General features: G+C 46.9%; 9 protein-coding genes. All 9 read right to left on the reverse strand.

The window, feature by feature from the left end:
* Positions 1–71: 71 nt before the first annotated feature.
* Entirely contained in the window at positions 72–1,712 is a 1,641-nt protein-coding gene (locus QNO02_RS18575) for an AraC family transcriptional regulator (RefSeq protein WP_176872594.1), read from the reverse strand.
* A 230-nt stretch (positions 1,713–1,942) separates the two neighbouring features.
* The gene (locus QNO02_RS18580) at positions 1,943–3,793 is read right to left on the reverse strand and encodes an ABC transporter ATP-binding protein (RefSeq protein ID WP_289389633.1); all 1,851 of its coding nucleotides are present in this window, start codon (positions 3,791–3,793) and stop codon (positions 1,943–1,945) included.
* The gene (locus tag QNO02_RS18585) at positions 3,790–5,562 is read right to left on the reverse strand and encodes an ABC transporter ATP-binding protein (RefSeq protein WP_289389634.1); all 1,773 of its coding nucleotides are present in this window, start codon (positions 5,560–5,562) and stop codon (positions 3,790–3,792) included. The genes QNO02_RS18580 and QNO02_RS18585 overlap by 4 nt, the downstream gene beginning before the upstream one ends.
* Positions 5,563–5,886: 324 nt before the next feature.
* Positions 5,887–9,573, reverse strand: a complete 3,687-nt coding sequence (locus QNO02_RS18590) for a dynamin family protein (RefSeq protein WP_289389635.1) — start codon at positions 9,571–9,573, stop codon at positions 5,887–5,889.
* A gap of 307 nt (positions 9,574–9,880) precedes the next feature.
* A complete protein-coding gene (locus QNO02_RS18595; RefSeq protein ID WP_017687779.1) occupies positions 9,881–10,153 on the reverse strand; it encodes a hypothetical protein in 273 nt (90 codons plus the stop codon).
* Between the two features lie 23 nt (positions 10,154–10,176).
* On the reverse strand, positions 10,177–10,872 hold the full coding sequence (nth, locus tag QNO02_RS18600) for an endonuclease III (protein WP_036607558.1): 696 nt from the start codon (positions 10,870–10,872) through the stop codon (positions 10,177–10,179).
* Between the two features lie 163 nt (positions 10,873–11,035).
* A complete protein-coding gene (locus tag QNO02_RS18605; protein ID WP_289389636.1) occupies positions 11,036–13,777 on the reverse strand; it encodes an S-layer homology domain-containing protein in 2,742 nt (913 codons plus the stop codon).
* Between the two features lie 72 nt (positions 13,778–13,849).
* Positions 13,850–14,530: a GerMN domain-containing protein gene (locus QNO02_RS18610; RefSeq protein ID WP_036671957.1), complete on the reverse strand. Its 681-nt coding sequence runs from the start codon at positions 14,528–14,530 to the stop codon at positions 13,850–13,852.
* Positions 14,531–14,565: 35 nt separating this feature from the next.
* The gene (locus tag QNO02_RS18615) at positions 14,566–15,975 is read right to left on the reverse strand and encodes an N-acetylmuramoyl-L-alanine amidase family protein (protein WP_036607564.1); all 1,410 of its coding nucleotides are present in this window, start codon (positions 15,973–15,975) and stop codon (positions 14,566–14,568) included.
* Positions 15,976–16,166 lie beyond the last annotated feature (191 nt).

The raw sequence follows: 16,166 nt of genomic DNA on the forward strand, positions 1-16,166 counted from the left end.
ATTATCACTACGATATAGGAGTAGTATAATAAAATATGTTCAGGCATGATATTGACTATTCGGACTTTTTGCTATGGACGATCTTGCCATAACTTTAATATTTCATCCAACATAAGCTCATGGGTAAACGCAGTGTAGTCCAGCAGGACGCTCGACAACAGGATATCCATTCTGCCATCCTGTACTGCTAACAACTCAAGCCATTCTTCAGACTTACGCACAGCAGACCATGTCTGCCTGGATGTCTCATCATCACCCACAATCAGTAATATTCTTTCAACGTTGAGAACAGATAGTTCCTTAATGGTCGCTGTTCCCCGTTCCCAATAAGTCTCAACTCCTTCAGGACCCTCCATTTGCATATCAACGTAAAAAACGGAAGCAATGCTCCTTGGGCCTAACATCTGCAACGCTTCACCATGAACTTTGAGTACAACCAGTTTGTCTTTTCGTATGAAATCTGCAAGCTGATCCTTAATGATCTTTACCTTCTCTTCATATCTTTGAAGCCATACCTCTGCAATATCCGACCTGTCCAAAAAGCTTGCAACATATCTCAAATGTTCTCTCCAATCGCCTTTTCCCCACGGGAGGTCACACACTGGAGCAATGGATTGTAGCTGACTTTGCAGAGACTCAGACTCCGTCCCAATCGTAATAATATAATCAGGTTTAACTAATCGAAGCTGTTCCAGCCAGGTGGTCTCACTCTCTGCTAGTGGCATAACTTTGTCCGTTTCATATTTACGTCTATAATAGTATGTCCACGGATGACTTGCCGGCGCGGCACATGGAATGATCTGCAAAGCAAGCAGTATACCAATGCTCAAAGAATGAAGTGCAGCAATTTTTTGTTTGCTATTACGTATAAACGCTGCTGGTGGAATGCCAGAGATTTGTTTGAATTTACGCCGGAAATACGTCTCATCCTGATAACCCACGTACGATGCCACATCCTTGAGTCGATAACTGTGATCATTTCTCATTAAGATCTGGGCTTGTTTGATTCGATATAGCGTTAAATAGTCCACTGGACTGTAACCATACCTTTTCTTGAATAAACGCATGAAGTGTCGAGGGCTCATTCGTGCCACATTTGCTAATTCCTCAATGGTTAATCTCTTTGAATAATTCTGCTCCATGTAGCCTTTGACATGTTCAATTGGTGAAGCCAGATCCGTCTTTTCGGCACAGGCCACGTCATAAAACATGGTATACAAAAGTTCCTGAAAACGAATCTGACCATAGTACCTTTGCAAACCATCCTTCTTCAACGTGTGGTGGTAAATCATCTGACAGATCACGCCAACAGCAACGGGCGAAGATGAGCTGACCCCGCCATTCACTTCATTACGTAAAAGTTGCTTCATCATATCAAGGGCTGTTCCACCCTCCTGCTCCAGTGCGTACATGACATCAAAACTCATGTGATACACGCCTCGTTCATCCAACGAATGCACATTTGCCTCAACCAGTTGCCCCGGGAAGCCTACATACAGTCCGCCCGCCTTCAATTCGATGAAACTGCCATCGATCTTTAACCACCCTTGTCCACTGGCTACAAATAATAACATGTATGTTTCAATGAAGTGTTTCCTCAGAAGCCACTCCGTCGCAGGGTCACTCGTATAGTTCACGTGAAGGAGCCTAAAATTCATATGATCCAGGTGATCCAAATGCTTTGAATTTATTTCGTTGTTGTCCATCTGCATTGATCTCCCTCCAGCCATGAACGATTGTATTGATTTCATTCTTCAAAAATATAACATACCACACTAATGAATAAAAAAAACACTCCGGCTATCCTCTAACCTGTCTTCAATGAATAAGATACACTTATTATTGAAAGATCAGGCTAAAGAACGCCAGAGTGTTATAAGTTCAGATGTGTTCAGATGTGTTCAGATGTGTTCAGACGCTTCACAGGCGTCCGAAGGTTTCATCACAAAAATCTGTATTGAGCTTCTATTAATCCATTATACACGCCTTGTTTTTGGATAAGTTGCTCATGGTTACCCTCTTCTTTAATTTCACCATGATCCAGGACGATAATGTTATCTGCATTCCGGATGGTTGAGAGACGGTGAGCGACCATAAAGGACGTTCTTCCCTGCAACAGCACCTTCAACGCTTCCTGGATTTTAAGTTCTGTCTCCGTATCAATGCTGGCTGTAGCTTCATCCAGAATCAGTATGCGTGGATCAGCAAGCAGCGCACGGGCAAAGGATAACAATTGTCGCTGTCCCATGGATAATACGTTCCCGCGTTCCTCTACTTCGGTATCATATCCGCCAGGCAGCTTCATGATGAACTCATGTGCATTGACTGCTTTGGCTGCGTCCTCCACCTCTTCATTCGTTGCATCCAGTCGTCCAAATCGGATATTGTCACGAATCGTACCCGAGAAGATGAAGGTATCCTGTAATACAATGCTGATCTGGCTGCGTAAACTCTCTACCGTTACATCCCGCACATCCTGTCCGTCAATGGTGAGACGTCCGCCAGATATATCATAGAAACGACTGATCAGATTGATGATCGTACTTTTACCTGAGCCCGTATGACCAACAAGTGCAATCGATTGTCCCGCAGCCGCCGAGAAGCTGATTCCTTTCAGCGCCTGTCTGCCCTTCTCGTATTCGAACACAACATTTTCGAATGCGATATCTCCTTTAATAGAAGGAAGTGGCTTGGCACCTGGTTTATCTGCAATACTTGGTTTTTCATCCATGAATTCGAAGATACGCTCCGATGATGCCATCGCAACCAGCAACTGATTGTACATCTGTCCCAGACGGTTGATTGGGTCCCAGAAGTTGCCGACATAGTTGGCAAAAGCAACAAGTAATCCCACAGTCAATTGACCTTCCTGAATCAGATAAGCACCAAACCAGAAAAGGATTAATGTACCGAATCCGCCGGTAATCTCAATCAGCGGTCCAAAGCCCTGGTTCATCGCTGATGCTCTATCCCATGACTTTTTGCTGGACAGGTTCATGTTGTCAAAGTATTTCATGTTCTCTTTTTCCTGGGTATAGGCCTGAGTCACTCGAATTCCTTGAATGGATTCATTCAAGTGGGAGTTAATCCGAGAGTTCTTCATGCGCACATCCTGCCAAGCACGACGGATCAGCACCCGCAGTTTGGTCGAGATGATAAACATGATTGGCACCGTAATGATTACGGCAAGGCCCAGTTTCCAGTTGATCAACAGCAAGATCACAATGATCCCGAGCAGCTGTACGCAGTCGATCATGACGTTAACTGCACCGTTCGTGAATAGATCCTGAAGGGAGTTAATATCATTCGTAACACGTACCAGTACGGAACCGGCCGGCCTTTTGTCAAAAAAGTTAAAGGACAGCTTCTGGATATGCTTGAACAGATCCGAGCGAAGATCATAAATAACGCGCTGTCCGATAATGTTCGTCAGTTTGATCCGGTACGTATTGGCAGCCCATTGAATGAGATACAACATAAATATGGAGCCTGCGATAAGATACAGCATAGTCATACTTGGCAACCCTGTTGCCGGTGCGATGGCCCGGTCAATTGCCAGACTGATCAGAAACGGTACGGACAATTTCGTAATGGTACCCAAGATCATCATTAGAATAACAAGTGGTAACAGTTGTTTCGCATAAGGTTTCATGTATGCAAATAAACGTCCGAACTCTTTCCAGTTAAACGGTTTTTCAATAATTTCATCATCCTGATACACAAATCGTTCATTCAGTTTCTTCTCAGAGGCCCCTTTGGCCTCGCGCCTGTCTGCTATCGTTTCGGCACTCATGAATTCACCTGCTCCCCAGCCTCCCGCTTACCGCGGGCAATATAATCTGCATATTGAATTTTATAAACATCCTGATATGGTCCAGGCACTTCAATGAGTTCGGTATGTTTGCCACGTTGTACCACGCGACCTTCATCGAGCACCAGAATCTCATCTGCATGTCGTAGTGAAGAAATACGGTGTGCAATAATAAATGTCGTTCTGCCGCGCATAACTTCCTGGAAACCGGATTGAATCTCGTGTTCTGTCTCCATGTCCACGGCGCTTGTTGCGTCATCAAGTACCAGGATTTTCGGATTTTTCAGCAATGCCCTTGCGATCGCAATCCGCTGTTTCTGTCCACCCGATAATCCCATGCCGCGTTCACCAACCACCGTGTCATATCCGTCCGGGAACTCCATAATGAAATCATGAGCCTTGGCCAGCTTGGCTGCACGGATAATCTCATCCATGGTAACATTCTTAAGTCCGTAGGAAATATTATTGCGAATACTGGATGAGAACAGGAATGTTTCCTGGAAAACAGAAGCGATCTGACTCCGCAAACTGCGAATGCCTATATCTTTGATGTTTTTGCCATCCAGCTTGATCGTACCCGAGTTGACGTTATATGCACGCATCAGAAGCTGAATGATGGTTGATTTACCTGACCCTGTCCCCCCGAGGAAACCGATTACAGAACCGGGTGCAGCATCAAAATTAATATCGGTTACCGCTGGCATTTTGTTGCCGTAGGCAAAGGTAACGGATTCAAATGTCACATGGCCGTTCACCTGGTCTGCCTCCACAATGACCGGATCTTGCGTTTCTTCCACGTCCACTGGCGTATTGAGCAGTTCTAGCACCCGTTCACCTGAAGCTTTGGATTGCGTATAGTTGTTGATATGGAACCCAAGGTTCCACATTGGACCGATTATGTACCAGATCAAACTGAAAAAGGCAACGAGTTCACCGAGTGTCAGCGTCTTCTGTATAACCATTCTTCCACCAATCACCAGCAACAGCACGATACTCACCGAAGCAAGAATCTCCATGATCGGAAAATAACGACTCCACAATGTTGCAGCATGAATCTGATTTGTCTTGTAACGTTCATTACGTGTAGAGAATTTCTCCACTTCATAAGGCTCACGTGCAAAGGATTTTACCGTACGTACGCCAGTGATATTCTCCTGTACCGCTGTTGTCAGTGAACTGAGCGCCAGCCGCATCTCCTGAAACGCAGGGTGAATTTTGGATTCGAATCTCAGCGCAATGAAGGCAAGTAATGGGATGCATATGAGTGTGAACAGTGTAAGCTGCCAACTCATGGTCATCATCATGATCGCGCCGAATACGACCATCAAAACCATGTTGAGAATCTGGGCGAAACCAAATCCGATAAAGTTACGGATGGCTTCCAAATCTCCCGTGAGGCGGGACATCAGATCACCTGTCTTGGCCGTATCATAATAACGGAAGGATAAAAATTGAAGCTTTTCATAACATGCGTTACGAAGTCTGTACGCCAGGAAGTTACCCAAGCGTCCTCCAAAAAAGCCATGTAAAAACTGCATTCCCGCTTTCAAAATAACTACACCTAACACTGTCAAGGCAATTATGGGAACGTCTTCAAAAGTTCGCGGAACAATGATGTCATCAATCAGTATCCTCAGCATGTACGGATACACCAACCCAAGTGCGGTCGCTAAGGCGAGGAACAAGATTGATACAAATAAATACGTTCGCTTTTCCCAAAAAAAGATTTGCAGTTGCCTAAGAACATCCATGTTTCTCCTCCTCTTATGTCGTTCAAAAATACTATGAACATTTATGAAGTTTATCACCGTACCCCATTCGCGGCAAAGCGAATAACAGACCATATTCTGCCTGCTTTCAGCTTATTGACGCATTAACGAAGGTAAATACCCACCTTTCAATCAAATGTTTGAATATTCTCTTTATTTCAGGTTGTTCGTACCAAAAAAAGGCTCCCTATATGCCTTTTCGGCAGGGGCCTTTTTGGGTTGATTTTCGCAACATTTTCAATGTGTTGCTGTATCATTCATTTTGTTTTACAAAGACTTCCAGAGAATACGTGTTATTCCGCGATTTTAACTGCGTTCAATCTGTTCCAGTTGGTTAGACAAGCTGGTCCATTGCTCGGCCGGAATTCCGCTCTCCAACGTATCTTGAATTCCACTCACCGCCTCATCCAAACGTTCTTCCAACTGACGCGATTGGTGTTGCAATGATTGACAAAGCTGGTTGTCATAAAACTGAATCAGCTTGTCTTGTGCAGCAGGAAGAACTTCAATGATCATCTGTTTGAGGACAGGATCAAGTGCCTCTTGTAATCGCTGACGTCCATCTCCTTCGAAGAACTGTTTCGGATTGCGGAAATAATTCAAATAGCTTTTCCATCCTGACGGTTCTTCCAGACGAACTTCTTCAAGCACAGGTGTACTCCAGCGTTCGTTCAGTGGCAGTGACACATCCACGCCCCCTGATAACTGTCTCACCTCATCTATACAATCCGTAACTTGCTTCATCAGCCAGGTCTGACCTGCCTGTTCAAGTCTGAGGGTGGTAGCAAGGAGTTCCTGCTCCAGTTCAATGGCAATCATACGTAACAGTTCACGTCCACAGGCTGCAAAAGCCGTCTTCAGATTGCCCCGATCCTCCCGAAGTACGGATGGATGGAATGCTTCTGCCATGAATAAACCAAGGCGATAGGCAAGTCGCTGCCGCACATGGAAGAGTAATTCTGCTGTTTCCTGTGACAATTCTTCCTTCATGGATCGCTCTGCAAGTAGCTGTATGCGCTGGCGTGACTGTCCCTGAATGGTCTCCAGTTCATCCCGCCGCTGCTGCAAAGCTTCCTCCCCTTGAGCCGCATCCTCCGCACGCTTCTTCAGCCGCTGAATGACACGTGCCATCTCTTCGGAAGCGCCACCTACGGCAAGATCGGCTAATTCTCTGCCCGCAAATTGGTTGAACTCTTCCTCAAAACGGATAAAACCGGATTGCTCCAGCAGCTTCGAATCACCTGCCATCTTGCCTTCCATCGCCAGTATACTGGATACCGGGAAGAGTCGTGGTGCCCGAATTCCATTACTGCGCAGTTGGGTGCTCACATGATCGAGAACCTGCTCCAGCTCTTCCTCAGAGGAAGACAGGTCACTGGCATTGACAACAAAGAACATCTGATCCATGGCAGAACTATCTTTGACACGTCCCAACTGGTTCAGGAACTGGCGATCACCTTGTGAGAAAGCATGGTTGTAATACGTTACAAAAATGAGGGCATCCGCATTCTTCATATAATTGAAGGTTACACCCGTATGACGAGCATTCACGGAGTCCGCTCCTGGTGTGTCTACCAATACAATGCCTTGTTCAGTTACATCGCAACTGTAGTAGAGATCGATACTGTCTACAAAACAGGACTTTTTCTCGTTTGCGACAAAGTTACGATAACCGTCCAGATCCACCAGCACATCCTGCCCTAGCTGGTCCGCTGTTTCTTCCCAGCCGGCTGCCGCTGCCTGCAAAAAGCTGTAATGCGGGCGCCCCGCCGGATGCACATCCTGTGGTGAGAGGGAGCGTACTCGCTTCTGCCACTCTGCTCCAGGCTCACCCAGTCCGAGCAATCGGAAGGAATAGCCGAGGTCTTCCTGGAAGGCGTCCAGGGTCTTCATGCGGACCCGGGCTGTTCCATGCTCCGCGCCCCCGGCAGGAGCCATAATCCGGTTAATCGCCGCTGTTGTTGGATGCGGCGAGACGGGTAGTACAGCTTCGCCCAGCAACGCGTTGGCGAAGGAGGATTTGCCGGCGCTGAATGCTCCGAACAGCGCCAGAGTGAACGTGCCGCCCGCAAGCGAAGCCGCGCGTGCACGCAGATCCCGTACCGCCGACCCCATGGCGGGGTACGGCTCCACCAGCGCAGCAGCGGCTTCGAGCCGTGCCGCTGCTGCGTCCAGGCGTCGGCGGCGTTCAGCACCAGCCGCCGCCGATGGCCCAGGCACTGCCGCTGCGGCTGCGCGCTGCGCTGGCGGTGCCTCTGACGTCTGTGGCTGCGCAGCCACAGACGTTGACGTGCCCGCATGCGGACCGGGTGCTTCGCCCGGTCCAGGCACCGCGGGCACGTGCGGGCCCTTCACCTCCGGCAATAGCCCGGAGGGGAGGGGGCCCGCATCGGGCAGCAGGCTGCGCAGCCCTGCTGCCTCTGCGGCGGCGCTGCGCTGGAGCGCCGTGTAACGCGCCGCCGCCGCGGATTGCGCCAGCAGCGCTGCGCGGCTGGCGTCCAGCGCCTGGAGCGCGGATTCGCCTCGCGCGCCCAGCGCCTCCAGCATGCGGTCGGCCAGCATCATGGCCGACTTGCGATAGCGGGCCTCAATCTCGCCCCGCACATCTTTACTGAACTGAATCACATACTCTGGAGATACCTCTGCACTGGCACTGCGTTTCATCTCCAATAGTGCTTCATCTACAGCAGGCAGCTCCGTATTAAGCGCTTGCTCCCACTCCGCTCCCCATAGCTGATGGGATTCACCCAGCTGTCTAAGCATCGTACGAATATGTACCTCAACTTGTCCGGAAGCCTGATCCTGTAACAGTCTTACCAGCTCAGAAACACGGCGTTGTTTCTCCTGCTCGGTTTTGCCACCTGAGAACAATAAACCTACCCTGAAGCCCGGTTTGCGGCTCTCCAAATAGGCAGCAGCAGACGTACGAATATCCGCAGGTGTAAGATTTGCATTCGCCAGAAGAGGTTCCAGCTCTGCCCGGAATTTCTCACGCACTCGCGAAGGCCCGGTACGAATGTCTGCTGCTTGTTGATCAAGAAGCTCCAGCTCTCGTTCCAAGCGTTCAATTCCTTCCTTGCCACCAATCTCATCCAGCAGGGAATTCTCTTCGTCTTCACGTTTCTCCGCTTCTCTCGTCAGGTGTTGCTCAGTTACATGACTGGCCGAACTTGCCAAACTGTGCGTAATTAACGCTTCCTTCTCTTGCATCATGTGTTCAATAAGTTTCGGAAGCACATCCCACTGGTTGTAGCGATGCTGCTTGTCGCGGAGGGAAGTAAACAACAGTCCGTCATATCTGACTTCCCAGGCCGCAAATATAGCTTCGACACCTTCGGTATATTGGTCAAAAGAGAGCTCACGCTCCCGATGCTTGTCGATCTGGTTCACGATCAAAAACAACGGTTTGCCCCAATCCGACAGACTCTTGGCAAATGAAAGGTTTGTCTCGGACTGAACATGATTATAGTCCATGACATAGAAGACCACATCGGCCAGATGAAGCGCGGAATGGGTTGCGAGACTATGTCCGCGATCTGTTGAATCCACACCTGGTGTATCCAGCAGGACAGCATCATCTTTCAGCAAAGGAATATCATCCCACACCTCAATCGAGCTGTACGCTCCACCATTTTTGCAATACGCCTCCAGTTCCTCTGGAGAAACTTCAAGTGTTCCTGCTCCATTGTCAGCGCTTACGTTTGGAGTAGTATAAATAAGCGCTCTTGGCTTACCATTACGTATGGATACCACATTTGCACTTGTTGGCACGGGACTTGAAGGCAACACCCGCTTACCGCATAAACTGTTGATGAGACTCGATTTGCCTGCAGAGAAATGACCACAGAACGCAATCGTCAGATGTTTCATTTCCGCCTTGCTGATTAAATCCGTTAAAGCCTGTACAGCCGTATGGTCCCCTGTCTGCTCCATCGCTTCACGCAGCGGAAGCAGAGGTTTGGCCATTTCTTTTGGGTAATCTGTTCTGGACATGACTGGCCTTCCCCCTGGCTCCTCTAATTTGACATCCGTTTCGACGTCTATCTCTTTTACAACATTTATTTTAACATTATCAAGTTTGAATTTGAACGGTTGGAATTGAATATACATAAATGAACGTATAAATCTATAATCTAAAAAAAATAAAACCGAACAAGTCGGTTTTATCTGTAATACGTTTTATACTCGGTATTTAGCAAATGCTTACGCCAAGTGTCTGTTGCATGAATGCGATGCGATCATCTTAACCACAACGATCCTCATGACATTAATACAACAGAACCCATAGTGTAATCACTTCTTATGAAACTGCGTTCTCCATGGAAGGCAGCAAGATTTCAAATACTTGTCCATGTTGCAGAATTGTAATGTCTCTGCCTTTGTCTCTCATAACAACAACTTCTGGTTTAACGGACATACGCTCCAGATAATGTTCAGGCACGTCGCCAGAGTGGCTTACTGTGATGCCTTCTACTTCTTTTTCTTCATTTTCAGCCATTTCCTGTTCAACGATTTGTTCAAAGATATCGGAGAAGGCCTCAAAATTGTCAGTGTACACGGAAATGCATTTCATGATTATTCATCCTTTTCTGCTCATTAATTTATTTTTCGTTTTCGGGTGGTGACACGTTCCTTATCTTTCCTGATTTGGGACGTTTTCATACGTTTTTTCCCTTCCCTGCATATGTCCAGCAATGGACAGATATGACACGCAGGGTTCTGTGCCTTGCAATGGTAGCGTCCAAAAAATATAAACCGGTGGTGAGTTAAAGTCCACTCGTCCCGGGGTACGCGCTTCATTAGTTTCTTTTCGACTTCAAGTACGGAGTCATCCCAACCTGCAAGCGCCAGCCGCTTGGATACACGTTCAACATGAGTATCTACCGCAATTGCCGGTACTCCAAACGCATTGGAAACAACTACATTCGCGGTTTTCCGCCCGACACCTGGTAGCGTCACAAGCTGATCATGTTCCTGCGGTACATCACCGCCATACTGCTCTATTAAAATTCGGCACATGTTCTGAATATGCTTGGCCTTGTTCCGGTACAAACCGATTCGCCGAATATCCTGTTCCAACTCTTCGAGAGGAACCGCCAGATAATCTGCTGGGCTTCTGTACTTCTGGAACAAATCTGCGGTTACCTTGTTCACCGTTTCATCGGTGCACTGGGCAGACAAAAGGACAGCTACCGTCAATTCAAATGCATTGCTGTGATTTAATTCGCAATGTGCATCAGGAAACATTGCTTCCATAGTTTCGAGTATATGTCTAACTGTCGCTGCATTCATGAAGAGCTACCTCCCACAAAATGACTCCACGCTGCGGAGCCTTACTTCGAAGCTTCATCCGAGTACTTTGCGGGGACCTCAAAAAGCTTGCAAAAAAAACGTCTTGATGCGGGAAAGATCCCGTATCAAGACGGTCATTCTTTTGATCCTCGAAAAGAAACGATTACTGTTTTTGAATCTCCAGAATAACATTGTTCAGGAGATACAATACAATATTATCATTATCTCTGAGAGATTGCACGCTTAAAGTATTGTCACCCTGGTGAACAAATACACTTGATCCGAGTGCAAAACGATAGTTCGTGTCTGCTGTCGTTTCCCGTTTAACCAAAATCTGGTTACCAACGCCATCATAAGACCAGAATTGTTTGCTCATGACAGTTAATACTCTGAAGCGTGTGGAATTATCCGTATCTTTTGTCATTTCCACACGATCTCCGACCGTAAGACTAGTCAATGAAGTTAATGTGGAGCCAGATTTTACGACTTTAACAGAACCGCTAACAGGTACGGTTTCAGTCTGGCCGTTATTAAACTGCTTGAGCGTTACAGATGAAGCATCCACCGCTGTAACTTCAGCCAGCGTACGCTTCACGACTTGAACCGCTTTTGGCGTAGCTCCTTCAAACGTTACATTAATCAGGTTGCCTGCTGTTAGTTGTGAAGGCGTGATCGTCTGACCACTCTCTCCTGTCAGTACCGCTTGATCCACGTAGAACTGACTTGTCAGCAGATCGGATTTTACTCGAATACGACTATTTGCTTCCAAGGCAACCACTTCGAATTGAGCCACAGTGTTCAGTGCAACCTTCTGCACGACATCCTGATTTGCTCCAAGCGTTACGGTCACTTTGTCACCAATCTTCAAATCTCCCAGACTTGCGCCCGATTTGTTATAGATCTCAACCGTAGGTAAGGTAGTATAAGGCACTGTAATCGTCTGATTACCAGACAACAAACTGATTTTTCTGCCCGATGTGTCAATGTTGCTGATCGTACCTTCGTACTTGTAAATCACTTTAACGGACAACGCACGTGTTCCCACATAGGTCAGATCCAATTTGCGACCATCATTTAAAATCGACTCCAGACCAGCGAGTGTAGGTTTGGTCGTATTGTAGTCCAGTTTGGTTTTTTCGTCCAATGTAAATACAAACGGTTTTTTGTTGTTGTCCAGTACGGTAAGTACCTTTGTTTTGCTGTTGTAAGATACAACCGTTACCCCGTTCATAGGTTCCATTTGACGTCCAATCACCTGAATACGCGTAACCTGATCGTCAGCGTTTAATGACAACTCAACCTGATCCCCGTTCGTTGCATCTGTGATGAGATCATTCAACGTTGCATCCTGAATGCCATTAATGATGACTTCCGGCTTTTCAATCAGCAATTTCGCCTCAAGGGAACCCCCTTCACGTTTGAACGTTAACGTGGACTGGTTGCCACCGATCTCAACCAATGTTCCGCGCACAGATTGCTCCACACCTTGAGACAATGTGATAGTTTGCAAAACACTGTCCTTTACGGTGTATTTCACGGCACTGCCGGCTTTGAGATCAGCCACTGACATGATACGGTTTTGATATGTGATAAGCAGATTGTCATTGTACGCAAACTGTTCTGTAGCACCCGCTGTATTGACAAGTTTAATCGTTTTGCCAGAAGCGGATACTTCAGCAATTACGCCATTGTCACTCTTGTTAACAATGCCGGATTTCACACGAATAGCGACTGTTTTTTTGTCAGCCGAGAACGTCTCACGCTGTACTTCGATGATGCTATCTGCCGTAATATCGGACAGTTTGATTGCATTACCATTCTGATCGATGAATGCAGTTGCCTCATCATAACTGTACGTTTCGTAATTCTCGCCCACAAAGATACCAATTTTATTACCAGACAATGAACGTGCAAATGTACCTTCAACACTTTCCACCTGCGGTGTAGCATCAACAACTTCCACATAGGAAGCCCCACCTGCCGAACCTACAACCATAACTTTCGTATATAGCTTCACATCTGTGGCGGAAGCACGAGTTTCACTGTCTTTCGTAAAGTAAGGCGTACTGCTGTTCACTGCGAAGTTAACGGCTTTACCGTCCACAACCAGCGTGATCTGCCCATCTTTCAATCCTGTCACATAACCCGTGGATGTGTTCGGGTACGTTGTATCCGTTAACGATTCACCACGACTGAAGAAGGTAGCCAGTTGAGCACGGGTTACGGAACCGGTTGGATTGAATTTGTTGCCTTCCACACCTTTGGCCAGATCCAGGCTAACAGCCAGATTGACATAACCTTTACCACTTTCGGAAATACTTGCATTATCAGCAAATCCGGTAGATTGATTATTTTGTGCCTTCGCTTCAGCATCCTTGTCCAATGAACGGATTAACAATTTCGTAATCCATTCCCGTGAAGCCGGCTTTTGACCCCATGAGGTCTTGGATACATCCACGGATGATTCTTCCGTTTTGTCAATTAGCCCCAGTTGAAGTGCCAGCGCGACATATGGCTTGAAATAATTTCCCACTTCCATGTTTGTCGGTAATGCCGCAGCCGTGTTGGTATTCAACTGGCCCTCTTGATTCATAAAACGGATTGCCATCGTTACAGCTTCTTGCTGTGTTACCGCGTCTCCTGGACGGAACAGGCCGTTGTTACCGAGAAGAATACCTTGATATGCCAGTTTGTACACATGTTTCTCAGCCCAGTATCCGACCTTGATGTCACTGAACAAACCAGTTGGTGCAGCCGTATTTGTTATTGCAGCAGTCTGACCCTGCCCCGTTTCTGTTGATTCTGCTGCCATGGCAGCTCCGCCGGCGCTAAGGGCCATCATGCCTGCAAGCACGGCTGATACTACTTTTTTAGAGTGTGATGGATTGTTATATTTAAAAGTCACCTATGATTCCCCTCTCTCATGTAAAACGACCCATATTCCGTGGATTCACGGTACAACAGCATGCTGTACAGCCTATTCGGATCTTGTCATTGGATGTTCAAGATCCACATGGCCCATCAGACTCTCAGTCTGCTGACCATCCACCAGTAAATCAAGTGATTTTACTTCATCAAACTGGAAGAACGTTTGTTTTAGAGCATCCAGCGCATAAGATTCTCCACCTGCTCCAAGACGCGCCGTATCTGGCATATGAATATCCAGCGTAAGAGCTCCATCCTTGAACTGAACAGACTTCAATTCAATTTCTTTAGACCACAGCGGAACCAGTTTAGCGTCTTTGCTCTGTTGCAGTGATTCAAAGGCAGCTTTATATTTGGCATCATCCGATGCGTATGAAATCTCTGCCGAAGCTTTGTGCAACTCCAGTTCTTCTTCATCCGTATAGAATACAGTGATCGTTTTCTTTTCATTACTTTCGGAAGTTGCCGGCTTCTCCGTAGACGTTTCGCTTGGCGGAGTAGTTGTAGTCGCTTCCTCTGAGCTGCCTTCCTCCGTGGATTCTGTAGGTGTTGTATTCTCTTCAGGCTCAGCAGTTACCGGTTCGGTAATTGTTTCACCTTCAACCTCGGTTACATTGTTTTCAGTTCCTGCGCCTTGCGTCTGATTCGGAGCAGCTGTTGGCTTGCTTCCACATCCAGCAGCAACTGCCATAACCGTTACCAGCAAGGCTGCAATCCATATTTTCTTGTTCATTCTAACTCCGCCTCCTCAACATAAGGGCTTGTCCCTTATTTAATTCCCAGATACTCCTTGATTCCTGCAACAATCCCTTTGGCAACACTGTTCTGGAAACTCTCAGTGAACAGGGCTGCTTCGTCGCTCTTATTGCTAAGGAATCCACCTTCCAGCAGAACTGCTGGCATTGTCGTTTCACGGGTCACATGGAGACTTGCCGTTTTCACTCCACGATCTTTCAGTCCGGAAGACTGTAAAAGATACTTGTGCATCACTGTAGCAAGTGCTTTGCTGTTGGAGCGTGTATAGAATGTCTCTACACCGTTCGCAGCAGCAGGGCCACTGTTAGCATGAATGGAGATGAAGATATCCGCTTTTATGTCTTGTGCAATCTTCACACGTTCTTTCAATGCCAAAAATGTATCATCGCTGCGCGTTAACACAACGTCAATTTTGGATTCTTTTTTCAACAAGGCTTCCACTTTCAGAGCCATTGCCAGATTGAAGTCTTTTTCACGTTTACCAGTTACACCGATTGCCCCAGGATCATGATCTCCGTGACCTGCATCGATAACGACAACTTTTTTGCCATTATTACCAACCGGAGGAGCAGGTGTACCACTTTGATTGTCGAGGTTAATCATAACCAGTCCGGAATCATTTTGCACACTGTACCCTTTTGAACTGGACAGATCTATTACAAAACGAATTGTAGATGGACTGTTGCTGTATAACGAGTAACGAATCTTCGACACATCCGGATAGCCGCTAACGACGAGTTGTCCATTCTGGTTGCTGTCTAGAGCCTGTCCTTCACTGAACGAATCAGCAAATGCGGTATTCGGCAAGTCTATAACGATTCGATCTGGTCCTGTCATCGTGAAGACGTTCGGCTTCGTACTTCCGCTTGTTGCAATCATGAAGCGGTTGTCGCTGAAGCTGATGCCGTTCACCAGTACAAGACCTTCTTGATCCGATCCTCCGCCTTCATTGCCAGAGTTCGGAGGTGTGGTTGTCCCGTTTCCGGAACCTGAATTCTGGGTAACTAATGTTACCGTCTTCGTGGTATTGTTCCAACCCACCTTAAGACCCATTTCCTCACCAATAAATCGAAGAGGTACGAGCGTAGTACCATTTTTCACGAGTGGCGGGGCATCCAGGTTTACGTTACTGCCGTTCACCGTTGCCGTCTTCTGTCCAACAATCATCTGCATGGCAGTGTTGTCTTTGCTAATAGTCACCGTTTGCGTTTGCTGCTTCCACTCCACGCTATATCCAAGATTTTCAGACACAACCCGGATCGGAACCATCACCTTGCTGTTGATAATTTCCGCTTTTGTGTCCGATGGCTGTACGATTTCTTTTCCGTCTAGGATAATTTTCGTGTCTGTTGCTGCGTGACTATAGCCCGGGAATACGAGCCCAAAGACAAATAACAGTACCAAAAAACCGAACTTCTTCATCCTTCACCCCTACCATTCTCATATTTTTTTGCCGCATGTTGTCATTTTCCAACTCCGACTGACCGCTTGGGCATTACCAGACACCTATTAGACGCCCCTCGCTCTCAAAAGTTGCGAATATATTCCAACATAACAGAAAAAAAACGTTGTCAGATCAAGCTTTTTTTACATTTTAATGTCTTCTTTTTTCC

The organism is Paenibacillus sp. PK1-4R (assembly GCF_030369595.1).
Lineage (GTDB): Bacteria > Bacillota > Bacilli > Paenibacillales > Paenibacillaceae > Paenibacillus.

Excerpts from the sequence above, each read along its gene's own strand:
- QNO02_RS18575 (WP_176872594.1), bottom strand. The coding sequence starts at position 1,712 with ATGCAGATGGACAACAACGAAATAAATTCAAAGCATTTGGATCACCTG.
- QNO02_RS18580 (WP_289389633.1), bottom strand. The coding sequence starts at position 3,793 with ATGAGTGCCGAAACGATAGCAGACAGGCGCGAGGCCAAAGGGGCCTCT.
- QNO02_RS18585 (WP_289389634.1), bottom strand. The coding sequence starts at position 5,562 with ATGGATGTTCTTAGGCAACTGCAAATCTTTTTTTGGGAAAAGCGAACG.
- QNO02_RS18590 (WP_289389635.1), bottom strand. The coding sequence starts at position 9,573 with ATGTCCAGAACAGATTACCCAAAAGAAATGGCCAAACCTCTGCTTCCG.
- QNO02_RS18595 (WP_017687779.1), bottom strand. The coding sequence starts at position 10,153 with ATGAAATGCATTTCCGTGTACACTGACAATTTTGAGGCCTTCTCCGAT.
- nth (WP_036607558.1), bottom strand. The coding sequence starts at position 10,872 with ATGAATGCAGCGACAGTTAGACATATACTCGAAACTATGGAAGCAATG.
- QNO02_RS18610 (WP_036671957.1), bottom strand. The coding sequence starts at position 14,530 with ATGAACAAGAAAATATGGATTGCAGCCTTGCTGGTAACGGTTATGGCA.
- QNO02_RS18615 (WP_036607564.1), bottom strand. The coding sequence starts at position 15,975 with ATGAAGAAGTTCGGTTTTTTGGTACTGTTATTTGTCTTTGGGCTCGTA.